This is a genomic window from Pseudomonas sp. HK3 (assembly GCF_052920985.1).
Genome location: NZ_JBREXD010000002.1, coordinates 153,821 through 179,839, shown reverse-complemented (window position 1 = coordinate 179,839; position 26,019 = coordinate 153,821). Strand labels below are relative to the sequence as shown.

Annotated in this window: 23 protein-coding genes and 1 pseudogene; 16 read left to right on the top strand and 8 right to left on the bottom strand. The window is 43.3% G+C overall.

The genetic code is table 11. From position 1 onward, the window contains the following. Window positions 1-35: 35 nt before the first annotated feature. The 12 genes from ACU6U9_RS11745 (at window position 36) to acpS (ending at window position 9,457) form a co-directional block, all read left to right on the top strand. Window positions 36-629: a sigma-E factor negative regulatory protein gene (locus ACU6U9_RS11745; RefSeq protein ID WP_446735236.1), complete on the top strand. Its 594-nt coding sequence runs from the start codon at window positions 36-38 to the stop codon at window positions 627-629. Continuing rightward, window positions 629-1,597 (top strand): MucB/RseB C-terminal domain-containing protein, encoded by a 969-nt coding sequence (locus ACU6U9_RS11740; RefSeq protein ID WP_446735235.1) that lies wholly within the window; start codon window positions 629-631, stop codon window positions 1,595-1,597. The genes ACU6U9_RS11745 and ACU6U9_RS11740 overlap by 1 nt, the downstream gene beginning before the upstream one ends. A gap of 36 nt (window positions 1,598-1,633) precedes the next feature. Further along, window positions 1,634-2,098, top strand: coding sequence for a SoxR reducing system RseC family protein (locus ACU6U9_RS11735; RefSeq protein ID WP_446735234.1), 465 nt, complete (start codon window positions 1,634-1,636; stop codon window positions 2,096-2,098). Window positions 2,099-2,176: 78 nt separating this feature from the next. Further along, window positions 2,177-3,562, top strand: a complete 1,386-nt coding sequence (locus ACU6U9_RS11730) for a DegQ family serine endoprotease (protein WP_446735233.1) — start codon at window positions 2,177-2,179, stop codon at window positions 3,560-3,562. A 150-nt stretch (window positions 3,563-3,712) separates the two neighbouring features. Further along, window positions 3,713-5,515 carry a translation elongation factor 4 gene (gene lepA / locus ACU6U9_RS11725; RefSeq protein WP_446735232.1) on the top strand — a complete coding sequence of 601 codons (1,803 nt, stop codon included), beginning with the start codon at window positions 3,713-3,715 and terminating at the stop codon, window positions 5,513-5,515. Between the two features lie 49 nt (window positions 5,516-5,564). Next, window positions 5,565-5,924 carry a DUF4845 domain-containing protein gene (locus ACU6U9_RS11720; protein WP_446735231.1) on the top strand — a complete coding sequence of 120 codons (360 nt, stop codon included), beginning with the start codon at window positions 5,565-5,567 and terminating at the stop codon, window positions 5,922-5,924. Further along, window positions 5,917-6,597: a ribonuclease III gene (rnc, locus tag ACU6U9_RS11715; RefSeq protein WP_446735230.1), complete on the top strand. Its 681-nt coding sequence runs from the start codon at window positions 5,917-5,919 to the stop codon at window positions 6,595-6,597. The genes ACU6U9_RS11720 and rnc overlap by 8 nt, the downstream gene beginning before the upstream one ends. Next, on the top strand, window positions 6,594-7,490 hold the full coding sequence (era, locus tag ACU6U9_RS11710; RefSeq protein ID WP_446735229.1) for a GTPase Era: 897 nt from the start codon (window positions 6,594-6,596) through the stop codon (window positions 7,488-7,490). The genes rnc and era overlap by 4 nt, the downstream gene beginning before the upstream one ends. A gap of 101 nt (window positions 7,491-7,591) precedes the next feature. Next, entirely contained in the window at window positions 7,592-7,867 is a 276-nt protein-coding gene (gene recO / locus ACU6U9_RS11705; RefSeq protein ID WP_446735228.1) for a DNA repair protein RecO, read from the top strand. Window position 7,868: 1 nt separating this feature from the next. After that, window positions 7,869-8,306: a DNA repair protein RecO gene (gene recO / locus ACU6U9_RS11700; protein WP_446735227.1), complete on the top strand. Its 438-nt coding sequence runs from the start codon at window positions 7,869-7,871 to the stop codon at window positions 8,304-8,306. Window positions 8,307-8,318: 12 nt separating this feature from the next. After that, entirely contained in the window at window positions 8,319-9,068 is a 750-nt protein-coding gene (pdxJ, locus tag ACU6U9_RS11695) for a pyridoxine 5'-phosphate synthase (protein WP_446735226.1), read from the top strand. Window positions 9,069-9,073: 5 nt separating this feature from the next. After that, window positions 9,074-9,457, top strand: coding sequence for a holo-ACP synthase (acpS, locus tag ACU6U9_RS11690; RefSeq protein WP_446735225.1), 384 nt, complete (start codon window positions 9,074-9,076; stop codon window positions 9,455-9,457). Between the two features lie 10 nt (window positions 9,458-9,467). On the opposite strand, the gene ACU6U9_RS11685 is transcribed toward acpS, so the two are convergent. Further along, entirely contained in the window at window positions 9,468-12,185 is a 2,718-nt protein-coding gene (locus ACU6U9_RS11685) for a response regulator (RefSeq protein WP_446735224.1), read from the bottom strand. Window positions 12,186-12,355: 170 nt separating this feature from the next. On the opposite strand from ACU6U9_RS11685, the gene cysM reads away from it, so the two are divergent. The 4 genes from cysM to mazG all read left to right on the top strand — a co-directional run bounded on the left by cysM (window position 12,356) and on the right by mazG (window position 17,813). After that, window positions 12,356-13,249 (top strand): cysteine synthase CysM, encoded by an 894-nt coding sequence (gene cysM / locus ACU6U9_RS11680; RefSeq protein WP_446735223.1) that lies wholly within the window; start codon window positions 12,356-12,358, stop codon window positions 13,247-13,249. Between the two features lie 116 nt (window positions 13,250-13,365). Further along, complete coding sequence (gene rlmD, locus ACU6U9_RS11675) at window positions 13,366-14,721, top strand: 23S rRNA (uracil(1939)-C(5))-methyltransferase RlmD (RefSeq protein WP_446735222.1); 1,356 nt, start codon at window positions 13,366-13,368, stop codon at window positions 14,719-14,721. Window positions 14,722-14,723: 2 nt separating this feature from the next. Beyond that, entirely contained in the window at window positions 14,724-16,958 is a 2,235-nt protein-coding gene (relA, locus tag ACU6U9_RS11670; RefSeq protein ID WP_446735221.1) for a GTP diphosphokinase, read from the top strand. Between the two features lie 18 nt (window positions 16,959-16,976). Beyond that, window positions 16,977-17,813, top strand: a complete 837-nt coding sequence (gene mazG, locus ACU6U9_RS11665; RefSeq protein ID WP_446735220.1) for a nucleoside triphosphate pyrophosphohydrolase — start codon at window positions 16,977-16,979, stop codon at window positions 17,811-17,813. Here mazG and ACU6U9_RS11660 read toward each other — a convergent pair. The 7 genes and pseudogenes from ACU6U9_RS11660 to ppc form a co-directional block, all read right to left on the bottom strand. After that, window positions 17,810-18,598, bottom strand: coding sequence for a class I SAM-dependent methyltransferase (locus ACU6U9_RS11660; RefSeq protein WP_446735219.1), 789 nt, complete (start codon window positions 18,596-18,598; stop codon window positions 17,810-17,812). The genes mazG and ACU6U9_RS11660 overlap by 4 nt on opposite strands. Beyond that, window positions 18,598-19,411: pseudogene (locus ACU6U9_RS11655) on the bottom strand (undecaprenyl-diphosphate phosphatase). Before ACU6U9_RS11655 ends, ACU6U9_RS11660 begins: the two are co-directional and overlap by 1 nt. A 14-nt stretch (window positions 19,412-19,425) precedes the next feature. Continuing rightward, window positions 19,426-20,139: a tRNA (adenosine(37)-N6)-threonylcarbamoyltransferase complex dimerization subunit type 1 TsaB gene (gene tsaB / locus ACU6U9_RS11650; protein WP_446735218.1), complete on the bottom strand. Its 714-nt coding sequence runs from the start codon at window positions 20,137-20,139 to the stop codon at window positions 19,426-19,428. Between the two features lie 159 nt (window positions 20,140-20,298). Then, a complete protein-coding gene (locus ACU6U9_RS11645; protein WP_446735217.1) occupies window positions 20,299-20,985 on the bottom strand; it encodes a hypothetical protein in 687 nt (228 codons plus the stop codon). 276 nt (window positions 20,986-21,261) lie between these two features. Then, the gene (hemH, locus tag ACU6U9_RS11640; RefSeq protein ID WP_446735216.1) at window positions 21,262-22,218 is read right to left on the bottom strand and encodes a ferrochelatase; all 957 of its coding nucleotides are present in this window, start codon (window positions 22,216-22,218) and stop codon (window positions 21,262-21,264) included. 180 nt (window positions 22,219-22,398) lie between these two features. Beyond that, window positions 22,399-23,043 carry an adenylate kinase gene (gene adk / locus ACU6U9_RS11635; protein ID WP_446735215.1) on the bottom strand — a complete coding sequence of 215 codons (645 nt, stop codon included), beginning with the start codon at window positions 23,041-23,043 and terminating at the stop codon, window positions 22,399-22,401. Window positions 23,044-23,302: 259 nt separating this feature from the next. Next, the gene (ppc, locus tag ACU6U9_RS11630; RefSeq protein ID WP_446735214.1) at window positions 23,303-25,948 is read right to left on the bottom strand and encodes a phosphoenolpyruvate carboxylase; all 2,646 of its coding nucleotides are present in this window, start codon (window positions 25,946-25,948) and stop codon (window positions 23,303-23,305) included. Window positions 25,949-26,019: the final 71 nt, after the last annotated feature.

The following is a 26,019-nucleotide window of genomic DNA, read 5'->3' as shown; positions in this document are numbered from 1 at the left end:
TGAGTTTTAACAGCCTGTTAAGGCGAGAGGTGACTATGAACGAAAAACAAACCGAATCCTTATCCGCACTGATGGATGGTGAGCTGGATGAATTAAGCATGCGTCGTGTGCTTGGTGAGGTCGATAACGACCCTGCTATGAAGGCACAATGGTCGCGTTTTCATGTTGCTCGTGATGCGTTAAAAGGGGATACATCCCCTTTTGCGAATTTAGACATCAGTGCTGCGGTAAGTGACGCATTAGCGCAAGAGTCAATGGGTCATCAACAAACGATCCAGAAGCCTTGGTTTAAGGCAATTGCAGGGCTGTCGGTTGCAGCGTCTGTGGCGTTTGCAGTGGTGATAGGGGCACGATTTAATCCGCTTACACAGCAAAGCTTTGATGACCAATTGGTGAATAAATCGAAAGTAGAAGTGGTGACGCCAGATGTGAGCAAATTCCGTAGCCCGAGTATGATTGCGCAGGGTCAAAATGGTATTGAAGGGGTTGATGAGCAAGAGCTTCAACAAGCTCAAGAACGATTGAATAGTTACCTTAAACAGCATGCTCAGGATAGTGCAATAGGCCAAGGCAGAACGGCTATGCCATTTGCGCGTGTGGTTAACTTTGAGACAAGCAAGGAAAAATAATGCTGCGTTGTATCATTACATTATGCATTGTAAGCGTATCTTGGTTTGCATCAGCTGACACCGAGGCAAAAAAAAATGTCTCTCCAACTGCACAATCTTTCTATGAAGAGATGCTGAACCGTGCGCCTAATGCCATGTATGAAGGGATTTTTATCCACCAAGCGGGTAATCAAACACAAAGTGTTGAGATTGTGCATGGCACGAACGAAGGTGTGATCTGGGAGCGTTTGCTTCATCTTGATGGATTAACCAGAGAGGTCATTCGTCGCGGTGAGGCGCTTTATTGTATTCATCCTGATCAATCCGTAGAGCAGGTGCAGCAACAAGGCAGTTCGCCGTTTGCTAATACTGAGTTGGGCAGTATTCGTCAGCTTACAAAAGCCTATGAGTTTCGTAATTTAGGTAAACAGAGAATCGCTGGTCGTATGGTTGAAGGTATACAGCTTGCGCCAAAAGATGCCAGCAGACACTTTTATCAACTTTGGCTAGATATAGAAACCATGGTGCCATTGCGAACAGAGTTGGTTTCTCGCAAGGGGCAAGTGTTAGAACGTTATCAGTTTAGTTACTTTGCACCCAAAACTGAATTCATAGAAGAACGTTTTGAGCCTCGTACAAAAGGGGCCATATTAACTGACGCGCAAATGGCAAAAGTCCTCAAAACCACACAGCAAGATGTATTAGAGTGGCGCTTAAATTGGATTCCGGTTGGGTTCGAAAACGAAGCGTCTACAGGTTACGCACCTAAGTTGTCGGCTCGTCGTATCTACAGTGATGGCATTGTCATGTTTTCTGTTTATGTTGAACAAGTTGAAAAAACGCTAGATGAAGGAACCGCTCAATCGGGTCCAACTGTATTAGCTGTTCAGCATAAGCAGTGGCATGGTCAGACTCATCGAATTACGGTAGTAGGTGAAATACCTGCGGCTACGGCACAGCGCATTGCACAAAGCGTTGAGCTACTGTAAAACTCTCGGCTTTGTGTGTGCATGTGGTAACAGATAATGGTTGAAGAATCGGCACGAGTGCTAAAAGTAGACGGTGATGTTGTCTGGGTGCAGGCCATAGCCAAAAGTGCGTGTGGGTCTTGCCAGGCGCAAAAAGGCTGTGGTCATAGCCTGCTAGCAACAACCGGCCAAAAACAAATAGACTTGCCAGTTGCTCGTAATGGCGTTGATGTTCATGAAAACGATGAAGTCATTATTGGTGTCCCTGAGCAAGCTATTTTACGCTCATCATTGCTTATGTATGGGGTGCCTTTAATGACCATGATGGCCGTTGCTATGGCGGCCAGTTTATTTGGGGTAGAAGAAAAGCTAGGCGTATTATTCGCATTCATTGCCTTGGTTGCAGGTTTTGTGTGGGTGAGTCGTCGGGCAAAAAGCGCTAACTATGCTCACTGGCATCCTCGATTGATGCGTAAGGCGCAAGCGGTTGAATCACATATCCCAATGTGCGAAGTCCATTAAATTGCGAGCATAATATTTAATGGTTTAGTTTAAACGTAATTGTCAATTTAACTGTTTTAACTGTAATGGAGTTTATAAATGAAACAATTGTTGTGCTTTTGCCTCTTATTTATTTCTGCTCAGGCATTTTCGCAATTACCCGATTTCACTGAACTGGTGGAGCAGTCTAGTCCCGCTGTTGTCAATATTAGTACGACGCAGAAACCACAAAGCCGATTTGGCGCAAACATGGAAATACCCCAAGGTGTACCTGATGTTTTTCGCCATTTTTTTGGTGTTCCGCAAACACCTCGCGGTAATCCTAGGGGGCACTCTCAAGAGCGAGCTTCTTTAGGTTCTGGTTTTATCGTGAGTAAAGATGGTTACGTTTTAACTAATAATCATGTGATCGATGGCGCGGATCAAATTTTCGTACGCTTAAATGATCGTCGTGAGTTGGAAGCTGAGTTAGTCGGCCATGATCCCAGTTCAGATTTAGCATTGCTAAAAGTCGATGCGAAAAATTTACCAACCGTTGAGATTGGTAATAGTGAAAAATTAAAAGTTGGTGAGTGGGTAGTGGCTATTGGCAGTCCGTTTGGTTTTGATTATTCAGTAACCGCAGGGATTGTGAGTGCTAAAGGTCGTAGCCTGCCTAATGAAAACTATGTCCCGTTTATTCAAACAGATGTTGCTATTAACCCTGGTAATTCAGGTGGTCCGCTGTTTAATCTAGAAGGCGAAGTGGTTGGTATTAATTCGCAAATTTATACTCGTAGTGGTGGTTTTATGGGGTTGAGTTTTGCAATCCCAATGAATGTCGCTATGGAAGTCGTCGCACAGCTTAAAGAAAATGGTGTGGTTTCTCGTGGCTGGTTAGGCGTTGCTATTCAAGAGGTCGATAAGAACTTAGCCGAATCCTTTGGCCTGAAAAAAGCCGCAGGCGCACTGGTGAGTCAGGTGGTGCATAATGGTCCCGCAGCGGCCGCTGGGTTGCAATACGGTGACATTATTACTGAATTTAATGGTAAAGAAGTCTTGCTTAGCAGTGACTTGCCACACTTAGTTGGGCGTGTTCGACCCGGTGCTAAAGCCGTATTGAACGTTATTCGTAATGGTAAAGTTAAGCGCTTGAATGTGGAGATCGGAGTATTACCACAAGAGGGCAATGTTTTGGCCAGTAATCGAGCACCGCAGCAAAGTAAGCAGATTAATCGCTTGGGTATCGAGGCTATTGGTCTGACAGCTTCACAGCAAAAACAGTGGGATACCGAAGGCGTTATGGTGCAATCGGTTAATCAAGGCCCTGGTGCCAATGCCGGTTTAATTAATGGTGATGTGATTACCATGATTTACAGTGAAATCATTCGTGATATGGCTGATTTTGAGCGTGTTGTGAAACAATTGCCTAGTGGGCGGCTTGTGCCAATGCGCATTGTTCGTCGTGGCTCTGCTATGTTTATTTCATTGCGTGTGAACGATTAACTCTCTACGCCTCAATTAGAATACTGATTGAGGCGTGTAATCTACTGTAAAACCTTGTTTATTCAATCATCTAGCGCTTCAAGCGCCTATGCTATAAGGCTTAATTCGTGTAAAATTGCGGCAATTTTCACCTATTAGGTTTGTCTCTACGTGAGTAATCTGGATCACATTCGTAACTTTTCAATCATTGCCCACATCGACCATGGTAAATCTACCTTGGCTGACCGCTTTATTTCCCATTGTGAAGGTCTAACCGCTCGTGAAATGCAAGCGCAAGTTCTTGATAGTATGGACATTGAACGTGAGCGTGGCATTACTATTAAAGCCCAAAGCGTGACGCTGAACTATCTGTCCCGTGATGGAAAAACTTATCAGCTCAATTTTATCGACACCCCAGGCCATGTTGACTTTAGCTATGAAGTATCTCGCTCATTAGCCGCTTGTGAAGGTGCGTTATTGGTTGTGGACGCGGCACAAGGTGTAGAGGCTCAATCGGTAGCCAACTGCTATACCGCCATTGAACAAGACCTTGAGGTTGTTCCAGTTCTTAATAAAATGGATTTGCCTCAGGCGGACCCAGATAAGGTTAGCCAAGAAATCGAAGAGATCATTGGCATTGATGCAACAGAAGCCGTGCGCTGTAGTGCAAAAAGCGGTTTAGGCATCGAAGATGTATTGGAAGACATGATTAAACGCATTCCGCCACCTAAGGGTGAGCTTGATGGTGAGCTACAAGCTCTAATCATTGACTCATGGTTTGATAGCTACTTAGGCGTTGTGTCATTGGTTCGAGTCATGAACGGCACCTTGAAAAAGGGCGACAAAATTCGTGTTAAAACAACTGGGCGTGATTGGTACGCTGACTCGGTTGGTATTTTCACTCCAAAACGTTTGATTACCAACGAATTAAAAGCCGGTGAAGTGGGCTTTATCTGTGCAGGTATTAAAGATATCCATGGTGCGCCAGTAGGTGACACTTTGGTTCACAGTAAAAAAGCCGATGAAGTAGCTGCCTTGCCTGGTTTTACCAAAGTGAAGCCACAGGTATACGCTGGCTTATTCCCAATGTCGTCTGATCAGTATGAAGACTTCCGTGATGCACTTGATAAGTTATCACTTAATGATGCCTCGTTGTTTTTTGAACCTGAATCATCGGATGCACTTGGTTTAGGTTTCCGTTGTGGTTTCCTTGGTTTATTGCACATGGAAATTATTCAAGAGCGCTTAGAACGTGAATACGATCTTGATTTGATAACCACTGCACCAACCGTTGTGTACCAGCTAGCGATGAATAATGGTGACGTGATAGAGGTGGCAAACCCATCAAGATTACCGGACCCAAGTCGTGTTGCTGAAATGCGTGAGCCAATCTGTGAAGCCAATATCTTGGTGCCCAAAGAATTGGTGGGTAATGTCATTACATTGTGTGTTGAAAAACGCGGTGTTCAAAAGGATATGAACTTCACAGGCACGCAAGTGGCATTGAAGTATGATATGCCAATGAGTGAGGTGGTTGGTGACTTTTTTGATCGACTAAAATCGGTTAGTAAAGGTTATGCTTCATTGGATTATGGCTTTACGCATTTTGAGGCAGCACCCTTAGTACGCATGGACATACTGATTAACGGAGAGCGTGTTGATGCGCTTGCTGTGATTATTCACCGTGATAAAACACGTACTTATGGACGCTCTCTTTGTGAAAAATTAGCAGAATTGATTCCTCGTCAAATGTTTGATGTGGCCATTCAATCGGCTATTGGTAACCAAGTTGTATCTCGTTCAACCGTTAAAGCACTACGTAAAAACGTAACTGCGAAATGTTATGGCGGTGACGTGAGTCGTAAGAAGAAACTGCTACAGAAACAAAAAGACGGTAAAAAACGCATGAAGCAAGTGGGTAACGTAGAAGTTCCTCAGTCTGCTTTCCATGCAGTATTGTCAGTAGATAGCTAATGCTATCTACTGGTACAGTTAAAGATTAATAAAATAATAAGGTGGGAACATGAATAAACAGCAAGGTTCGAGTGGCATTTTTATATTGATTGTCATTGTATTGTGTTTTTTTAGCTTTCTTACCTTACTAAAAGTTTTTCCGTTGTACTCCGATAATTGGTCGGTAGAAACGGTTTTCAATAATTTAAAAGAAGAATCTGCCAGTAATGAATACCGAGCCAGTGAAGTTCGAGAAATGATTCAAAAGCGTTTCCAAATTAACGGCATCAGTGAATTAGTAAAACTTGTTGAAGTTACTGGTCAGGGTTCTAATATTATCATTGATATGGAGTATGAGCGTCGAGTCCCGCTGGTATCAAATATCGAACTTGTTGCTACATTTAACCATTATATAGATTTCAGTGAATAATCCTTTAAAAAAGCTCAGCCAGCGAATTGGCTATGATTTCAAAGACCAAAGCCTAATAGATTTAGCGCTTACTCACCGCAGTAAAGGCGGTAAAAATAATGAACGCTTGGAATTCTTAGGGGATTCCATTGTGAATTTTGTGGTGGCCGAAGCGTTATTTCATAAGTTCCCAGAGGCAAAAGAAGGTAAGTTAAGCCGTTTACGGGCAGGTTTAGTTCGAGGTACAACGCTCGCTGAGCTTGGACGTGATTTTGATTTAGGCGAATTCTTAGTATTGGGTTCAGGCGAATTAAAAAGCGGTGGCTATAATCGAGAATCCATTCTAGCGGATGCTATTGAAGCTATTATCGGTGCTATTTATTTAGATGCAGGTATGGATGTGGTTACCGAGCGTATACACGATTGGTATGGCGAGCGTTTAACTGACTTGAAAATGGATGGTGTTTTAAAAGACTCAAAAACGCGCTTACAAGAGTATTTGCAAAAGAGTCAAAACCGTCTGCCTATTTATGAAGTGACCGAAGTATTTGGCCAAGCTCATGATCAAAAGTTTAAAGTGAGTTGTCGTATCGAAGCCTTACCAGAGGTGACTCTGGGAATTGGCAGTAGTCGTCGTATTGCAGAGCAAAATGCTGCCAAAAAAGCCCTTAAAGCATTAGGAGTAGAGTCATGAATGATAAGTGTGGCTACATCGCCATTGTTGGCCGTCCTAATGTTGGTAAATCAACGTTACTGAACCGTATTCTTGGGCAAAAGCTCAGCATTACATCGCGTAAGCCTCAAACCACTCGCCACCAGATTCTAGGTATGAAAACCACGGGTGATGTTCAAGCAATTTATGTCGATACACCTGGGTTACACGAAGGCTATACAGAAAAAGCTTTAAACCGTTATATCAATAAAGTAGCATCTAATGCGATTAAAGATGTTGATCTTGTTGTGTTTGTAGTGGATCGCACTAAATGGACACCAGAAGATGAAGTCGTATTACAAAAAATTAAGGGTGCGAATGTTCCCTGTGTTCTGGTAATCAATAAAGTCGATCATCTAGCGGACAAATCAACTTTGCTGCCTTATTTGCAAGAAGTGTCTGAGAGGATGGACTTCTTAGAGGTTGTGCCCGTTAGCGCGAAACTTGGAAATAACGTAGAAGCCCTAGAGCGAAGTATTGCGAAATATATACCAGAAGGCATGCACTTTTATGATCGTGATCAATTTACCGATCGTAGTGTGCGCTTTTTGGCGGCAGAGCTTGTACGTGAAAAAATCATGCGTCAACTAGGTGATGAATTACCTTATTCAATGACGGTCGAAATTGAAAAATTCGAAGATAACGGCACCTTAGTTACCATTCATGCGCTTATTTTGGTTGAACGTGAAGGCCAGAAAAAAATTCTAATTGGTGACAAAGGCGAGCGTATCAAACAAATAGGCACAGATGCCCGTTTAGATATGGAAAAAATGTTCGATAGTAAAGTGATGCTGAACACCTGGGTAAAAGTAAAAGGTGGCTGGGCGGATGATGAGCGAGCATTAAAATCATTAGGCTATAATGATTTAGATTAATCTTGTGTTACGGCTCGCGGATTATCGCGAGCCAACTAATTATAAAAAACAATTATTATTTCTATTTTCCTCGTTATAGATATGCGGTAAATACATAATCTATGATCAAACAATCCGCATATGTCCTTCACTCTCGACCTTATCGTGAATCCAGTGTCATGGTGGATTTATTCACACCTGATTATGGACTCGTTCGCTGCATTGCTCGTGGTGTCAAAAAAGCCATGAGTCAGGGACAGGCCTTACAGCCATTTATTGAATATCATATCTTTTTCCATGGTGATTCTGGACTTAAAAACCTAGACAAGTATGAAAGCCAAAGCCTGCCTTTAGCATTAGAAAGGGGATGCCCTTTTCAGTGGTTTTTATGTGAATGAAATGATTTTACGTGCCTTACGCAGTGATGCAGAAGTAGAAGCGGAATATCTTTATGAAGCCTATGAAGGTGCACTGCATAACTTGCAAAATCAACAATTAGAATTAGCCCTTAGAACATTTGAGATAACATTACTTGAACACATGGGCCAAAGCTATGAGTGGGATATGGATTTCAAAACCGCTGATTTTGTTGAGGAAGATAGCCATTATGGTTTTTTCGTTGAGCAGGGTATGACACGTGTGAGTCATATTTATGCGTCAAAAAATCCTAATAATTGTTTTTATGGGCAAGATTTAACATACCTTGCGCAAGGGGATATCTCTCGAGCCGCGACGTTAAAAATGTGTAAACGGCTGTTACGGTTGGCCTTAAGGCCTATAATTGGGTATAAACCGATACAAGCCCGTGAGTTATTAAAGCAATATAAACATCTTTAAATAGGAATAGTTATGAAAAGTCAGCGCGTATTATTGGGTGTGAATATTGACCACATTGCAACGCTGCGTCAGGCCCGTGGTACTCGTTACCCTGACCCTGTTTATGGTGCATTGGCAGCAGAGGAAGCCGGCGCAGACGGCATTACATTACACCTGCGTGAAGATCGCCGTCATATTCAAGATCGTGATGTGTTTATGTTGCGTGACATGCTTAATACACGCATGAACTTAGAGATGGCCGTGACCGATGAAATGATTGGTATCGCCGAGCAAGTTAAACCCCATGCCGTGTGTTTAGTACCTGAAAAGCGTGAAGAGCTCACCACAGAAGGGGGCTTAAACGTGATCGCCAATGAAGCGGTTATAAAAGACGCCTGTGAGCGTCTGGCTAGAATTAATGCAGAAGTATCGTTGTTCATTGATGCGGATGAAAAACAAATTGATGCGGCAGTACGATGTGGTGCTCCTGTTATTGAAATTCATACCGGGCATTATGCCGATGCTGAAAATGAAGTTGACCAATTAAAGCAGTTAGAGAAAATTAAAAAAGGTGTTGAGTACGGTAACCGTAAAGGCTTGATTGTTAATGCAGGCCATGGTTTGCACTACCATAACACTCAGGCCATAGCCGCTATTAGGGGTATTAATGAATTGAATATTGGACACAGCATGATGGCGCACGCCATGTTTGTTGGTTTAAAACAATCCGTGAAAGAAATGCGTGAACTGATAGACCAAGCATCGGCTTTCAATCAAGGTTAGTTGACATGACCATTGCCATTGGCACCGATATTTTAGAAATCGATCGGCTAAAAAGCGTGTATGAAAAACAAGGGGATAAAATTGTTACCCGTATTTTAACGCAGGCTGAACAAAAACGCTTTTATGATATTCAGGACGAACATGTTCGAGTGTCATTTCTAGCGAAACGTTGGTGCGCAAAAGAAGCCATCGCCAAAGCATTAGGAACGGGAATAGCCAAAGGCGTGGGGTGGCAAAATATTGAAGTGAATAATGCAACAAATGGCGCACCTGAAGTGGTTTTATCGGGTGCGGCGTTAGATCAACTACAGGCATTAGGTGGAAAAAAAGCGCTGATCACATTAAGTGATGAGCGCCTATACTGTGTGGCATTTTGTACTATTATTTAATGTATTAGCGTTAACTTTCTATTGATGATTGTTCTAGTAGTACGCCTGACATATTTTCTTTTTGCCATTGCTTAATCTCTTCAATAGCGATCAATAGTTCTTGTTGGTATTGTGGCCACTGCTCGCAATCTGTTTTCAAACATAATTCAGCACCTTCAACACAATGGCGTAAATGCTCAGCCCCCACATATTTACATAAACCATGTAATTTATGGATGGGCTCAATCAATGCGTCTCTCTCTGCATTGAGCACTAATGGTGTTATATCGGTTAGTTCTTTAATTAATCCAATTAACATTTTATGGGCTAACTCTTCTTTACCCCCGACTAATGTTAAACTTTGTTGCCAATTGATGACGCTGCTTTCGTTTTCATCAGTCGCTGCACTTACTTGCTGAATGACTTTGGGTTTGTTGTAGCCATAACCTTGATAATGAGTCCACTTCATTAACGAATGTATTAACTGCTCTTCACTTATGGGTTTTGTGAGGTAATCATCAAACCCATTCTGTAAAAGTTGTTTACGTTCTGTCGGTAGGGCATGGGCCGTCAGTGCGATAATTGGCATGTGAAGATTATGGGGTTGTTTGCGAATTTTCTTCGTTGCAGACAAACCATCTAAGTCTGGCATTTGAATATCCATAAAGACCAAATCAAAACGCTCGTGATGAGCAAATTCCACGGCTTGTAGTCCACCGGTAGCACTGATGACTTCCACATTTAGGTCGCCCAGCCAGGTGGTTAGTAGCTCTAGGTTTGGCTGGTTATCGTCCACGGCAAGAATCTTTAATGGTGCTTGGCTCTTACCAAGAAAATCTAAATTATTTTGCAGTTGGTCTGTAAAAATATCGTGCATGACATGCACAATTCTACGAGTAGAGACAGGGCAAACCAAACGATGTTCTATATTAAGCTGCTGTAAAATAGATAAATTATGGCTGTCATTATTTCTAAGCAATGCAATCACATGACAATTTCTTTGAAGTTGCTCTGTCAAATGACAGTCTGTGCGCTGTGTTATTTCAAGCAAACATATATCAGCTTGGTTATTCATTTGTTCGGCGTGTAACGCTTTTAAATTCGGGAAGCTGGTGACGTTAAAGCCGATGGTACTAAGTTGATGACGAAGTACTTGAGATGTGGTGTCCAGCTCACTTAACAAATATGCCGTTTTACCATGCCAAGGCGCGTCATCCCATCTTTCTGCCTCAACATCGCACGGTTCGAATTGACCGGTAAACCAAAATTGAGAACCAGCCCCAGATTGACTTGATAAACCAATTTCACCTTGCATGTGACTAATAATGTGTTTTGAAATCACCAAGCCTAGGCCTGTACCACCAAAGCGACGTGTAGTTGAAGTGTCGCCTTGGCTAAAGGCTTTGAATAGGTTGTCTTGTTGCGCTTCGCTTAACCCAATCCCGGTATCGGTGATGGTAAACTTAAGGGCGACTTTTTGATTAATATGTTCTTCTAGCATTACACGAACAATGACAGATCCTGACTCCGTAAACTTCACTGCATTATTGATCAAGTTTGTCAGTACTTGTTTGATTCGGGTTGGGTCAGCCATGATGTCCATGGGAACATCTTGATAAACCATGGCAGCAAGTTCTATTTGTTTTTTATGTGCTTCAGGGGCAAGCATGGTTAATACATCATCACAAATGTCACGTAGATTAACGGGTACTTTATCCAGTACTAATTTGCCTGCTTCAATTTTTGAGAAATCAAGAATGTCATTGATAATAGACAGCAAGCTAGACGACGATGATTCAATGGTACTAAGGTATTCTTGTTGGCGTTTGTTTAAGCGCGTTTTTTCTAATAATTTGCTAAACCCTAAAATACCGTTTAATGGTGTGCGAATTTCATGGCTCATGTTTGCCAAGAATTCTGATTTTGTTTTGCTGGCTTCAAGTGCAGAGCGTCGTGCAAAGTTCAGTTCAATGTTTTGCACTTCCATGGCTTCAACGGTGCTTTTTAAATCTTCGGTGGCTTGTTCGACGCTGTCTTGTAATTCTTGTTGTGCTTGTTGCAAGCTTGCCGCCATGGCATTTATGCCACCGGATAGCTCATTAAATTCTTGATAATTGCTTAGCTGTACGCGTGCTTCTAAATTGCCGGCTTCTAATTCATTGAGCGTATGGCTAACTTGGTGTAATGGCACCGTGATGCGTGAACTTGAACGGTATGAAAGGTAAAGGGCAAAACAGCAACACGCAAGAATCAGTAAAATACTACTGAATAAGGACTTATATAAAACGAGCTGTCTTTGTGTTGTGGTGAGCTCAAGTTCGATCCAGCCTAATAACTGGCTGTTCATTTGTGATGTTGGGTCAAATACCGGCGTTAAAATCCGAACACTATGCTCTGTTTCAAAGCGGTGAGAGCCGTTATCAATAATCCGTTTAGTAGAAGGCTCATACATACTCGGGCCAATATGCAGTAAGGTTTTTTGTTCACTGTCTAACAGCGAAATACTGCGAATATGAGGCAGGTCCAAGTATTGTTGAAGCTTGGCTTGGCTTTCATTGCTGGGTTGGTTGAATAGATCAGCGCCCTCAATGGCTAATTGTTGGCTAAGCAGCTTTGCTTGTTCATTGGCTTGACGTTTTAGCTGGTAATTTTGATCCAGCGTAAAATAGCCACCCAGTGCTAAGGCGGTTATTAAGCACGGCAATAACGTGAGCCAAAGTATGTGTTTTTGGATGCCCCAATAATTCATCTGCAAAATACTTGTTTTTAGAGGTGCGCTATTCTAACGGATTTGATTAGGAATTGCTCAATCTTCAGTTTTTGATTCTGAAGATATAAGCAAATTGCCTTTTGATATTACTAAAGCGTTATAATTAAGCGTATTATGCGCGCAGAGATTGTTATATAAGTGATGACAGCATGGACTTTCCTACCATTGCCGACTTTGTTGGCCATACACCATTAGTGCGTTTACAACGCCTAGGCACCCACACAAGCAACACCATTTTATTAAAGCTTGAAGGCAATAACCCTGCAGGCTCGGTAAAAGATCGCCCTGCATTAAATATGATTCGTCGGGCACAAGAGCGCGGGGATATTCAGCCTGGTGATACACTCATCGAAGCCACCAGTGGTAATACTGGTATTGCTTTAGCCATGGCCAGTGCGATCATGGGCTATAAAATGGTATTGATCATGCCTGATAATTCCAGCATGGAACGTCGCTGGGCCATGGAAGCCTATGGCGCAGAGCTTATTCTGGTTGAAGGTATGGAGTATGCGCGTGATTTGGCCATACAAATGCAACAAGATGGCAAAGGTAAGGTGTTGGATCAGTTTGCAAACCTAGATAACCCAATGGCGCATTATGAAGGCACGGGCCCTGAGATCTGGCAGGATACCAAAGGCACCATTACGCACTTTGTGAGCTCGATGGGCACAACGGGCACCATTATGGGCACGAGTCGTTATCTAAAAGAACAAAACCCTGATGTCCAAATAGTGGGGCTACAGCCCAAGGAAGGAGCCGCGATTGCGGGTATCCGCCGTTGGTCACCCGCTTATTTACCGTCAATTTTTGATAAAACACGAGTCGATACGGTTATGGATATTGGCCAGCAAGAAGCAGAAGACACCATGCGTGCCTTGGCCCGTGAAGAAGGTATTTTCTGCGGTGTCAGTTCAGGTGGTTCGGTTGCTGGGGCATTACGTTTAAGTGAACAGCTCGAAAATGCGGTTATTGTGGCGATCATCTGTGATCGTGGTGACCGTTATTTATCAACCGGTGTGTTTAGTCTCCCGCAAGATAAATAATAGGAATGAGCTTGTGCGAGAACAGATAGGCACTTTGGACAAACCTAACCTGCCTTTTTTACGGCGTGTGTCGTAAAATGGCCAAAACCTTGAAAAATGAATCTTTGGGGCCATTAATGGCCTCAAGTTATTTTAGGAATGTGATTGTGGCAATTGTGCGCAACGGAAAAAAAACAGCAAAACGCACAGAAAAAGCGCCAGAGCTGGACTTTACGATTCAAAGCTTAAGCCATGAAGCCCATGGCGTTGGTCGTCATGACAACAAAGTTGTGTTTGTGCCCGGTGCACTACCGGGCGAAAACGTGCATGTGCGCTTACAAAAACAGCAACGCCACTTTAGCCAAGCTCAGCTGTTATCAATTACAGAGGCTAGCGAGCACCGAGTTGAACCATCTTGCCCTCATTATAGTCGTTGTGGTGCTTGCCAGTTGCAGCACCTGACAACCGCAGAGCAATTGCCCCACAAACAAGAAAACCTACACCAGCAGTTAACGCGACAGTTGAAAATAGCGGATATTCCTTGGCAAACGCCCATTGCTAGCAATGGCTTTGGTTACCGCCGTCGTGCCCGTTTAGGTGTGCGTTATCGCAAGCAATTAGACGAAATTATCATTGGTTTTCGTGAAGAGGCGAATAAACACTTAACCTCTATTGATGCGTGTCCAGTATTAGAACCGGTACTAAGCGAGTTAATTACGCCAATGCAGGGCTGTATTAGCGCATTAAGCGGCAAAGCGGTTATTACTCAAATGGAATTAATCGCCAGTGAGCAAGGCCCAGTTGTGGTGCTTCGACACTTAAAACTGCTTAATGTTGAAGACCATGCGCTGTTAAAGGCATTTTCTCTCAAGCACGCATGCATTATGTACTTACAAGGAGACGAAACACTCGAGTGTGTCTTCCCTGAAGTCGAACCGGCATTAAGTTATAACGTTTCCGGTTTTCAACTTGAATTTCAAGTGAAAGATTTTATCCAAGGTAATGCTCAAGTTAACCAGAAAATGGTGGATTTAGCCGCGCAATGGCTCGACTTGAAGCCAGATGAAACCCTGTTGGACTTATTTGCCGGTATTGGTAATTTCAGTATTCCATTAGCCCCCAAAGTGAAATCATTGTTAGCCGTAGAAGGGGTTGGCCCGATGGTTGAACGCATTAAGCACAATGCCAATCGTCATCACATCAGCAACATCACGGCGATGGCCTTAAACCTTGATGATGAAGAATTATTATTCCGTTTGCCCAAAGCCGATGCCATTTTGTTAGACCCACCGCGTACCGGTGCCGCTACATTAATGCCATGGTTAACAAAACAAAAAAGTCGAATTTTATACATTGCGTGTGAGCCTAGCTCGTTAGTACGTGATGCTCAGCCCTTGCTGGACGCAGGCTTTAGAATTGAAAAAATAACCGTCATGGATATGTTCCCACAAACCAAGCATGTGGAATCTATGGCGTTATTTGTAAAGGATTAGATATGGTTAAAGTACGGGACGACCACTTAATCACTGACGGTGAAGTGAATGTTGATGCATGGATTAACAGCCTCAATGAGCAAGTCGAAATAAAAGACGTTGAGCAATTACGTCAAGCGTGTGATATCGCACAAACCTTCGAATCACAAGCCATCGCGAATCGCGAACAGTGGAACGCTGATATTTCCAGCCTACAAATTGCCACCGAAATGACACAAGTCTTGGCCGAGTTACACATGGATCAAGCCAGTATTGTAGCCGCCATTTTATATCGACCTGTGCGAGAAGGGCGCTTGGCACTGAATCATGTGGTGCGTCAATTTGGTGAAGAAATTGCCAAGTTAATCGACGGCGTTTTAAAAATGGCTGCCATCACACAAGCGCAATCCGCATCAAAATTAAAAGTACTCGGCCAATCAGAAGCGCAAGTGGAACACATGCGTAAAATGCTTGTGGCTATGATTGATGATGTACGTGTACCGCTCATTAAATTGGCTGAACGAACCAGTGTGATTCGTGCCGTCAAAAATGCCCCGCAAGAGCGTCGCTTAAAAGTCGCGCGCGAAGTATTTGAAATCTATGCACCCCTCGCTCATCGATTAGGGATTGGCCAAATTAAGTGGGAGCTAGAAGATTTAAGCTTTCGCTATATTGAACCCGATGCTTATAAAAAAATCGCAAGTTTACTGGATGAAAAGCGTTTAGGTCGCCAGCAATACATAGATAATGTGGTTGAGACGTTAAAAAATGCCATCGAAGGCGCCGGTATCAAATGTGATATTGAAGGGCGTGCTAAGCATATCTACAGTATTTGGCGAAAAATGCAGCGTAAAAATATCGACTTCTCAGAAGTTTACGATATTCGAGCTGTGCGTATTTTAGTGCCGGAATTAAAAGATTGTTACGCCGCATTAGGCATCACGCATACTTTTTGGCGTCATATCGCCCATGAATTCGACGATTACATCGCCAATCCGAAAGAAAACGGTTATCGATCATTACATACCGCCGTAATTGGCCCAGAAGGTAAAGTACTCGAAGTTCAAATTCGTACCTTCGACATGCACGATGATGCTGAATTAGGTGTTTGTGCCCATTGGCTTTACAAAGGCACCGATGTCAGTGGTAAGGATGACGGTTATGAAGAAAAAATTTCATGGTTACGCCAAGTTTTAGAATGGCATGACGAGCTAGGTGACATTAACGATTTAATGGGCAGCCTACGACAAGATGTTACCCCAGACCGTATTTATGTGTTTACGCCAGACGGCCATGTAGTGGACCTGCAACCGGACTCAACCCCAGTGGATTTTGCTTATCGTGTGCACACTGAAATCGGCCACAGATGCCGCGGTGCTAAAGTGAACGGACGCATTGTACCGCTGACTTATAAGGTGAAAACGGGCGAACAAATTGAAATTTTAACCAGCCGTGATGCTCGACCGTCTCGCGATTGGATGAATACAGAAAACGGCTATGTGAACACCACGCGTGCTCGTGCAAAAGTAGCCTCATGGTTTAAAAACCAAGCTCGTGATCAAAATATTTTGGATGGCAAAGAAATCCTAGAGCCAGAGTTAAAGCGAATTGGCTTCCATAACATCGACATACATCAACTGACGCAAGATTTAAACTTTAAACAGCTTGATGATTTATATGCGGCAGTGGGTGCGGGTACAGTACGCATCTCTCAGGCCATTCATCACGCGCAAAAACAACTGCAAAAAGACGTGGATGATGAGCAACAATTAAGTTTATTGCCTACTCAGCCAGCGAAACCCATTGATGGCAGTGATGTGTATATTTATGGGGTGGGCAAGTTGTTAAGTACGTTAGCCACTTGCTGTCACCCAGTGCCGGGTGACTCTATTGCCGGTTTTATTACTCAGGGTCGTGGTGTCAGTATCCACAAAGCGGACTGTAATAATTTACTTAACTTAAAACAAAGCCAGTCAAACCGCATTACCGAAGTCAATTGGGGCAAAGCGCCTGAGAAACTGTACCCAGTTGATTTAATGATTAAAGCCTATGACCGTCGTGGCTTATTGAAAGACGTGAGCATGACCTTGGCCCTAGATGACATTAATATTTTGTCTATGAACACCTTGTCTCAACACGATGGCACCGCCGACTTATTAATTACGGTGGAAATCGATAGCTTGAATCACTTGGGCAAAATATTAAATAAATTACAGCAATTACCCAATGTTATGGATGTGCGTCGCCACAATCAGTAATTTAAGGAACACAGCACGATGTACCAGCTTGACGATTTATTGTATCTGATGTCCCGTTTGCGTGATCCTAAGCATGGTTGTCCGTGGGACTTAAAACAAACCTTTGCGAGCATCGTGCCCCATACCTTAGAAGAAGTGTATGAAGTGGCTGACGCCATTGAAAAACAAGACTACACGCACTTAAAAGAAGAATTAGGCGATTTGCTCTTCCAAGTGATTTTTTATAGTCAGCTTGGTAAAGAAGAGCAGCACTTCGATTTCGCTCAAATCGTCGATACCTTAGTCAGTAAATTAGTGCGTCGCCATCCCCATGTTTTTCCGAGCGGTGAGCTACACAGTGAAAATAATGATACCCCATTGAACGACGAGCAAATTAAAGGTCGTTGGGAAGCGATTAAACAGCAAGAGCGTGACGAAAAAGCCAAATCACAAGGTACGACCGGGATTGAAAATACCAGCGTGCTGGCGGATATACCATTGGCGTTACCAGCTATTCAACGTGCTGAAAAACTGCAAAAACGTGCCGCAACCGTTGGGTTTGACTGGCCCGAGTCTGAGCAAGTGCTGGATAAAATCGAAGAAGAAATTGCAGAGCTAAGAGAAGCCATGGCTGAAGGAAAACACCACCTTATCGAAGATGAGCTAGGTGATGTTATGTTTGCCATGGTGAACTTGGCGCGCCATGTAAATGTGAAGCCAGAACTGGCAGTGCGCAGCACTAATGCAAAGTTTGAGCGTCGCTTTCAATACATAGAGAGCCATTTACAGTTACAAGGGCGCTCTATTGAGGCGGCGAGTCTTGAAGAAATGGAAAGCCTTTGGCAGCAAGCTAAATCCCTCGAAAAAGGGAACTAACGAATCAGTCCTTTATGTCCTTTTTTTACATAAATATCAAACCGATTGGCTTTGCCTTCTTGGCTAAGTGTCGGTTTTTGATTATTTAAAAATGGGCTTTTACGCGGCCGCTTTACAACTACACGATACTTTGCAGCGTTGATCGCAGGTAGCAATAGTTCATCGGCGTCTTCGTCCTTACCCACCATGTCGCGGAAAAACTGCATCGACTTTTTGACCTGAGCTTGCTTCTTATCGGCGTGAGGAAACATTGGGTCCAAACACACCACATCAAAGCAATCCGCTTCGCATTGTTTTAAAAATTCGATACTGCTGCCTGTGTGAAGAGACATGTGCTGCGTAATGTCATGCACTTCAGGGTTTAACTCAGCGCGCTCTAAGGCGTCTGCAAGCAAAGCCGCCACTACAGGGTGGCGTTCGACCATAGTCACCTTACAATCAAGTGCAGCGAGCACAAACGCATCTGTTGCGGTGCCTGCTGTGGCATCCAGTATATTTAAATGCTTTTTTTGTTTTAATCCCACCGCCTTTGCAATGGCTTGGCCAGTACCACCACCATGTTGGCGACGCCATGTCAGCGCGCCATCAGTAAAATCAATGCACAAATCCCCAACGGACTTATCAAAGGGCTTACATAGGCTCAAACCGTTTATATCAAGGTTTAAAATAAACTCGGCTTGATCCGGTATGCGCTTACTCATGGGGACATGTAATAGCTCGCTGATACGTTGAGCATGTTCGGCTAATTGAGGTAACTGACAAACCAGTGTGAGTGTTTGCGTCATTACATGATCCATCCTAGTGCTACGCCCAAGAATAAAAAGCCGCCAAGCAGTAAGCGATAAATAACAAAGGGTGTCATTGATAGCTGTTCAATGAGTTTCAAAAAGAAATAAATACAAATGTACGCACTGACGCACGACACAATCGCCCCCATAAAAATAAAGCTCCACGGAATGGGGTGTGTACTGGTGAGCATTTCATAGGTTTTGTAACTGCCTGCTAATAAAATCAGCGGTGATCGACAATAAAAAACTGAAACGTGCCGCTGTTTGTCGGTCAAATCCGAGCAACATGGCAGTAGTAATGGTGATACCTGAGCGGCTAGTACCTGGAATTAACGCCAACGCTTGTGAGCAACCAATAATAAAGGCTTCGCGAAAGCCAATTTGAGAAATCGATTTGGTGAGGTTTTGTTTGCGATCAGCATACCAGAGCAACAAACCGAACACTGTCGTGGTGGTGGCAATTACCAGCGCATTACGTAAATACGTTTCAACACTGCCGTTCAAACATAAGCCAAAAAAACCAGCAGGAAGGGTGGCTAAAATAATGCACCACGCTAATTTGCCATCCATATTGGGTTTAGCAAGAAAAGTTGTGTCACAAAAACCTTTAATTAGCTTCACAATATCATGACGAAAGTACACCATCACAGCGACTAACGTACCAACATGCACCGCCACATCAAATGCTAAACCTTGATCGGGCCAGCCTAAAAGTTGTGAGGGTAAAATTAAGTGTGCAGAACTCGAAATCGGTAAGAATTCAGTCAGTCCCTGCAAAATGGCCAAAACAACGGCCTGCCACCATTCCATATGAATCCTTAGATTTAGCTTTGTTGTTTTTGCTGCTTGATGGTTTTCCAGTGACTTTGTTCACGTAAGTAAACTAATTCAATGTTTTCAGGTGCCAATACTTGGTTATGTTCATACAGTGCAAGGGCAGCAGGTAAAAGCGAATCTGCTTTTAATATTTGTTCAGGCTCTTGCTGAGTAATCAAAGATTGCAGTGATGAATCAAACTTATCCCATAGTTTTAAACCATGGCCACAAGCAAAGTGTTGGCCCGCAGACAGGTTGAGCGTGTCAATTTGCGCATCGGTTGGGCAAATAAGATCGTTAACTTGAGCGCTCATGAGTTGAGTTGTTTCATTTAATGCGTATTGCCCTAGATAGAGCTCATTCATGCGAGCGTCCATTAGCGCTAATATATTGGTTTGCTTGTGCTCAATAAATGCCTGTTGGGCCATCGCTTGTAATGTCGAGACGCCAATTAACGGAATTTCGCAAGCAAAGCCAATTCCTTGTGCGGTAGACGCGGCGATACGTAAACCAGTAAATGAGCCTGGGCCTTTGCCAAAAACCACAGCATCAAGCTGATTTGGGCGAATACCTGCTTCGTTCATAACATCGTTGAGCATCGGGTAAAGCAAGCGACTGTGCATACGAGGTGCATTTTCAACCCGAGAAATAAGTGTGCCGTTGCAACTTAATGCTACCGAGCAACTATCGCTGGCAGCTTCAATGGCAAGAAAGTTGGCCATAGGAATACTTCAATAGACTAATTAGCTGGGTATTCTAGCAGAAACCTAACTTTGAAAAAAACGAAGGCGTGCAAAATAAGGGGATACAAATCAAATAGCCATAAAAAACCAGCACAGCCGAAGCTGAACTGGTTTTTTAGTTTTACTCACCGCTAAAGCTTATTTTTTCGACTTCTTCGCTTTTTTGGCAGTTTTACGACGCGCTGGAGCCTTTTTCGCGGCAGGTTTACGCACTGCGGCTACTTTTTTCTTAGCGGCTTTTTTCTTGGCAGGCTTTTTCTTAGCCGGTTTAGCTAGCTTTTTAAGCTTAGCGGCTGCTTTTTTAGCGGCTGCTTTGTTTTTAGCGGCTTCTTTCTTAGTGCGAGCGCTGACTTTAGCAGCATCTTTCTTCGCACGAGATTTAGTCCATTTAGCTTCATATGCAGCAAGCGCTTTTGCTAGATCAGCTTCGGCTTTAGTAACCAATGAAAGCTCATATGCTTCAAGAGCAGCTTTTGCAGATGCGGCAGCGGCTGCTGCTTTTGCTTCTACGTTAGCGGCTTGAACCAGAGTTTTAGCTTCGCGGGCTTTACCTTTTGCACCTGTTAGTGCTTCTTTTTGCTTCGCAGCAGCAGCACGTGCAGTTACAACAGCTTTCTTAGCAGCGGCCGTTTTAGTAGATGTTGCTTTTTTACGAGCAGCAGCCAATTTTTTATTGGCAGCATCTACTTTAACGGTTGCAGCTTTAATACCAGCGTTCGCTTTTTCAACCGCTTTGGTTGCTTTAGTGAGTGCTGGAGAAACGACGGCAGTAGCTTTTTTAGCTACACGTTTTTTTGCTGCAGTTTTTTTACGACCTCGAGCCATAATATTTTCCTTCTTGTTGTGGACGGTGTTTCAATAAAAAAATAGCATAAAAAATGTAAGAGCATAGTCTTATGAGGAAAAATAAATGATTTTTTTGTAAAAAACTACTTTATTACCCTCAAATTAGAAATATTGGCGCAAAAAAATGCGATTTTTTTTAATATTTTGGATTTTTAATAAAAAAATGCCCGTTTTTGAAATATCATGAGTATTCAAAAACAGGCCGATAAATGTGAGTTAGGCAAAAAAATATGGAAAATTGGCAGGCGATTATTTTTATATAAACGGTTTAACCAGTTCTGACATCATATGAATATGTTCATCGTCATCATTGAGTGCAGAAATATAACGGTATTGCTCACCACCGTTTTCTATAAAAATCTCTTTATTTTCTTCGGCAATTTCTTCGAGTGTTTCTAAACAATCCGCGCTAAATGCTGGGCAAACTACGTCAACGGAGCGAATTCCATCTTTTCCCCATGCTTCGAGTGTTTTATCGGTGTAAGGCTGTAACCATTCAGTGGGACCAAAGCGGCTTTGAAAACATAATTGATATTGGTTTTCGTTTAACTTTAATTTATCCACCATTAATTTGACGCTTTGCTCTACTTGCGCGCGGTAGGGGTCACCTTTTTCTACATAAGCTTTTGGTATGCCATGAAAAGAGAATAATAGTTTTTCACTGCGGCCATTTTTATCCCAAAAATCTTCAATTTTTTTAGCAAGGGCATCAATATAAAAATGATTTTGGTGATAATCCTTAATTAAATGTATCGAAGGCAAATCACGCTGAGTTGTAACAAAGTTTGCAACTTGATCATAAATAGCACCTGTTGTGGTGGCGCTATATTGTGGGTACAGCGGTAAAACTATAATGTTTTCAAAACCTTGCGCGTTTAATTTTTCTAGGCTTGTTTTAAATGAAGGATTGCCATAGGTCATGGCAAGTTCAACGTGAACCGAATCACCTAACAGGTTTTGTAACTTTTTTTGTTGTTTTAAACCGATGGTGCGAATTGGGCTATCACCTTCCCAGATGCTTTCGTATAACTTGGCTACGCGTTTGGGGCGAAGAGTCAAAACAATGCCATTTAGTACGAGCCACCAAATAGGATTGCGTTTAATAACACGGTCATCCCATAAAAATTCTTTCAAATAACGTCGTACTGCTTTTGCAGTGGGCGCATCTGGCGTTCCAAGGTTTACTAATATGACGGCGCTTTTTTGTGACATGTGGACTCTCGATAAAATGCTGAAATGAATAGATATATGATAAATTATTTGCTGAGGTTTACGAACTTAAAGAAAAACTGGTTTACATTTGGCTGGTTTTCTTTGATATGGATCAAACAAAAGGTCCCAGACATAAAAAAAGCCAGCATAGCTGGCTTTTTTAAACGTAAGCGCAATTGATTAATCAATTGCGGCAAATACGGCGTCACGAATGTCATTTAATGTGCCCACACCAGGAATGTGTGCATATTTAGGTGCATTGGCGTCAGTCAATGACTTATAAAAACCAACCAATGGTTCAGTTTGCTCATGGTAAATAGCCAAACGGTGACGTACGGTTTCTTCTGCGTCGTCTTCACGTTGAATAAGCTCTTCACCTGTTTCGTCATCTTTGCTTTCCACTTTTGGTGGATTAAAGATCACATGATAAGTACGGCCAGAACCTGGGTGCACACGGCGACCGCTCATGCGTTTCACGATTTCTTCATCGTCTACGTCGATTTCAACAACGTGGTCGATATCAACACCGACGTCGATCATGGCTTGCGCTTGTGGGATCGTGCGAGGAAAACCATCAAATAAACAACCGTTTGCACAATCAGGCTCAGAGATGCGCTCTTTTACTAAAGAGATGATTAGCTCGTCAGACACTAACCCACCTGTTTGCATGATTTCTTCGACTTGTTTGCCAAGCGGTGTTCCGGCTTTAACGGCCGCACGCAACATATCACCTGTAGAGATTTGTGGGATGCTGAACTTCTCACAAATGAACTTAGCTTGAGTACCCTTACCGGCGCCGGGAGCACCTAATAAAATAATACGCATTCATGTTTCCTTAAGTTGTATCGATTCAATCTCCCAATGACGCGACAAAAATTACATCATTGGGACATTGCACCGTCTTGTTTAATTAATAACCAAGCAAATAAAAAAGAGCCAAACGATACCGCACCCATGCAGCTTGGGCAAGTAGCATAATGGCAATAAACGAAGGGTGAAAGAGGGCGCATAAGTAATATCAGTAGGTAGGGGGTATGCGATCACTGACCTCATTTTGTCATGAGGTCAGCTTTTCGTTCAAAGATTAACCGGTATTGCGCATACCTGCGGCAATGCCGGCCATGGTGACTTTTAACGCATGTTCTAAGTTGGGGTTCACCTGTTCGCCTTGAGCCCGTGTTCGATACAGTAATTCCGCCTGCAAATAATGCAGTGGATCGGTGTAGGGGTTACGGACCGCCATTGAATGACGGAAGGCGGGATTATTTTCAAGTAGCTGGGTTTGCTGCTTAATATTTTGGATGGTCTCAACCGCTTGGCCTAAGCGCTCACGCAATTGACGACCTAGCGCCTGTTTTGCTTCTAGGCTGCCATTTTGGTTAATGAGTCTGTTTTCATAATACTGTGCAATGCCTTGGTCGGTTTTGCTCAGCACCATTTCAAGCATATCAACCAATGTTTGAAAAAATGGCCATTTGTCAGCCATATTTTGCAATGTGGCCAGCTCACCTTTGTCGATGAAATCTTGCAGTGCTTTTTCGCTGCCTAACCAAGCAGGGAGCATTAAGCGAATTTGCATCCATGCAAAAATCCAAGGAATCGCACGCAAACTTTCGACTCCGCCAGTGGCTTTGCGTTTAGCAGGGCGCGAGCCTAGTGCTAATTTACCTAACTCTTGTTCTGGAGTGACGTTTCTAAAATAAGAAACAAAATCCGGATGTTCGCGTACCACACCGCGATAACTTTCTACGGCAATGGCGCTTAGTTCATCCATAATCGTGCGCCACTGTGGTTCAGGTTCTGGTGGTGGCATTTCAGTGGCTTGCAACACCGCTGACATATAAACCTGCAGTGAACGCAGAGCGACTTCTGGGTTACCAAATTTAAAACGAATCATTTCGCCTTGTTCGGTTACCCTTATGCGACCACGAACAGAGCCGGGTGGTTGCGATAAAATAGCGCTGTGAGCCGGGCCACCACCACGGCCAACGGTGCCGCCACGACCATGAAATAACATGAGCTCGACTGTGTGCGAATCACATATATTAACTAATTCTTCTTGCGCTTTGTATTGCGCCCAGCTGGCAGCAAGTTGACCGGCGTCTTTTGCACTGTCGCTGTAACCCACCATCACCATCTGTTTATGCGAGCAATATTCACGATACCAAGGGATACTCAGCAGGGTTTCAATGCTGTCTGCGGCATGGGTTAAGTCATCAAGAGTTTCAAATAATGGGGCCACTGGCATGGGTTGGGTACGGCCACTCATTTTCATCAGCAGCGCCACCGCCAATACATCACTGGCGGCGCCAGCCATTGAAATCACATAAGCGCTAAAGCAATTTGGGTCTTCTTGGGCAATGACTTGGCAGGTGTCTAAGACTTCTTGCACCTCTTCACTGGGCTCCCATTCGCTTGGTAATAATGGACGTTTGCTTTGCAGTTCTTTTAATAAAAAGGCGACGCGCTTTTCTTCGTCCCATTCTAGATAGTTGCCGAGTTCTAAATATTGGCATAATTCGGCAAACACATTTGCATGGCGGGTGCTTTCTTGACGAATATCCAGCGGGCAAAGCGTTAGGCCAAATGAGTGAGCACGACGAATGGTATCCAGCAGCTTGCCGTTGGCCACGACAGCCATATTGCAATCAAGTAAAGACTGATAACAAAGTTGTAACGGCTCAATTAATGAAGAGAGGTTATAAATGCCTTTGTTACGGTTATCTTTGTTGCCTTTGAGTTTGTCTTGCGTGTATTGCTGGGTTTCGCGTAAGCGCTGACGCAAATCATGCAACAAATGACGGTATGGCTCTTTTACATTGCCAGCCACCGCTCGCAGAGTGTCGTTACAGTGCTCCATTGATAAATCATTAACTAAGTCACCTAAGTCGCGTAGGTACAAGTCAGCGGCCATCCAGCGGCCAAGCATGAGCACATTGGAGGTGACTTTGGCGGTGACATTGGGGTTGCCGTCGCGGTCGCCGCCCATCCATGAATGAAACTTAATGGGCACCGCATTGAGTGGCAGTGGTGACAAACCTCGTTTTTCTAAGAGTTCGTTCATTTCTCGGTAAAAGCGTGGTATCGCATGCCACAGTGCCCCTTCTATGACGGCAAAGCCCCATTTTGCTTCGTCTTCTGGTGTTGGGCGTTGTTGTCTTATTTCATCGGTATACCAAATTTCGGCAATGACGCGTTTTAGGTTTTCGAGAATTTGTTTACGCTCGTACTCAAAGGGTTGCGTATCTAAGCTATTAAGAGCATTAAGAATTTGCTCATATTTACCGATTAAAGTACGACGAGTCACTTCTGTTGGATGCGCGGTGAGTACCAGTTGAATATCCAGTTCGTTAAGCTTTTTTTGAATGGCTTCGTTGCTTAATTTACTGCCCATATCTTGAATCACATGATCGAGCTGCTCTAAGAAGGCTTCGCCATCATTGCGGCGACCGCGAATAACATCGTGATATTGCTCTGCAATATTGGCCAAATTTAAAAATTGGTTAAAAGCACGGGTAATCGGCGTGATATCGTCATCAGCTAATTGTCTTAGATTATCAATTAAATCCGCTGGGCGTTCTTTCTGCGCACGGGCTTGTTTGGCCAGAGTCCGAATCGCAATGATTTTATCAATGAAAGTCGCCCCTAAATCTTGCTCAATCACATCACTGAGTAAATTGCCCAATAGGCGAACATTTTCTTTTAGATCTGCGTCCAATGTGTTGGTCATAAACCTTCCTAATGGCAAGAGATAAACGTTAGATTAATTGTAGACGGTTTGTTATTGCATGGGGTTAGGCC

Excerpts from the sequence above, each read along its gene's own strand:
- ACU6U9_RS11745 (WP_446735236.1), top strand. The coding sequence starts at position 36 with ATGAACGAAAAACAAACCGAATCCTTATCCGCACTGATGGATGGTGAG.
- ACU6U9_RS11740 (WP_446735235.1), top strand. The coding sequence starts at position 629 with ATGCTGCGTTGTATCATTACATTATGCATTGTAAGCGTATCTTGGTTT.
- ACU6U9_RS11735 (WP_446735234.1), top strand. The coding sequence starts at position 1,634 with ATGGTTGAAGAATCGGCACGAGTGCTAAAAGTAGACGGTGATGTTGTC.
- ACU6U9_RS11730 (WP_446735233.1), top strand. The coding sequence starts at position 2,177 with ATGAAACAATTGTTGTGCTTTTGCCTCTTATTTATTTCTGCTCAGGCA.
- ACU6U9_RS11720 (WP_446735231.1), top strand. The coding sequence starts at position 5,565 with ATGAATAAACAGCAAGGTTCGAGTGGCATTTTTATATTGATTGTCATT.
- era (WP_446735229.1), top strand. The coding sequence starts at position 6,594 with ATGAATGATAAGTGTGGCTACATCGCCATTGTTGGCCGTCCTAATGTT.
- recO (WP_446735228.1), top strand. The coding sequence starts at position 7,592 with ATGATCAAACAATCCGCATATGTCCTTCACTCTCGACCTTATCGTGAA.
- recO (WP_446735227.1), top strand. The coding sequence starts at position 7,869 with ATGATTTTACGTGCCTTACGCAGTGATGCAGAAGTAGAAGCGGAATAT.
- pdxJ (WP_446735226.1), top strand. The coding sequence starts at position 8,319 with ATGAAAAGTCAGCGCGTATTATTGGGTGTGAATATTGACCACATTGCA.
- acpS (WP_446735225.1), top strand. The coding sequence starts at position 9,074 with ATGACCATTGCCATTGGCACCGATATTTTAGAAATCGATCGGCTAAAA.
- ACU6U9_RS11685 (WP_446735224.1), bottom strand. The coding sequence starts at position 12,185 with ATGAATTATTGGGGCATCCAAAAACACATACTTTGGCTCACGTTATTG.
- cysM (WP_446735223.1), top strand. The coding sequence starts at position 12,356 with ATGGACTTTCCTACCATTGCCGACTTTGTTGGCCATACACCATTAGTG.
- rlmD (WP_446735222.1), top strand. The coding sequence starts at position 13,366 with ATGGCCTCAAGTTATTTTAGGAATGTGATTGTGGCAATTGTGCGCAAC.
- relA (WP_446735221.1), top strand. The coding sequence starts at position 14,724 with ATGGTTAAAGTACGGGACGACCACTTAATCACTGACGGTGAAGTGAAT.
- mazG (WP_446735220.1), top strand. The coding sequence starts at position 16,977 with ATGTACCAGCTTGACGATTTATTGTATCTGATGTCCCGTTTGCGTGAT.
- ACU6U9_RS11660 (WP_446735219.1), bottom strand. The coding sequence starts at position 18,598 with ATGACGCAAACACTCACACTGGTTTGTCAGTTACCTCAATTAGCCGAA.
- tsaB (WP_446735218.1), bottom strand. The coding sequence starts at position 20,139 with ATGGCCAACTTTCTTGCCATTGAAGCTGCCAGCGATAGTTGCTCGGTA.
- ACU6U9_RS11645 (WP_446735217.1), bottom strand. The coding sequence starts at position 20,985 with ATGGCTCGAGGTCGTAAAAAAACTGCAGCAAAAAAACGTGTAGCTAAA.
- hemH (WP_446735216.1), bottom strand. The coding sequence starts at position 22,218 with ATGTCACAAAAAAGCGCCGTCATATTAGTAAACCTTGGAACGCCAGAT.
- adk (WP_446735215.1), bottom strand. The coding sequence starts at position 23,043 with ATGCGTATTATTTTATTAGGTGCTCCCGGCGCCGGTAAGGGTACTCAA.
- ppc (WP_446735214.1), bottom strand. The coding sequence starts at position 25,948 with ATGACCAACACATTGGACGCAGATCTAAAAGAAAATGTTCGCCTATTG.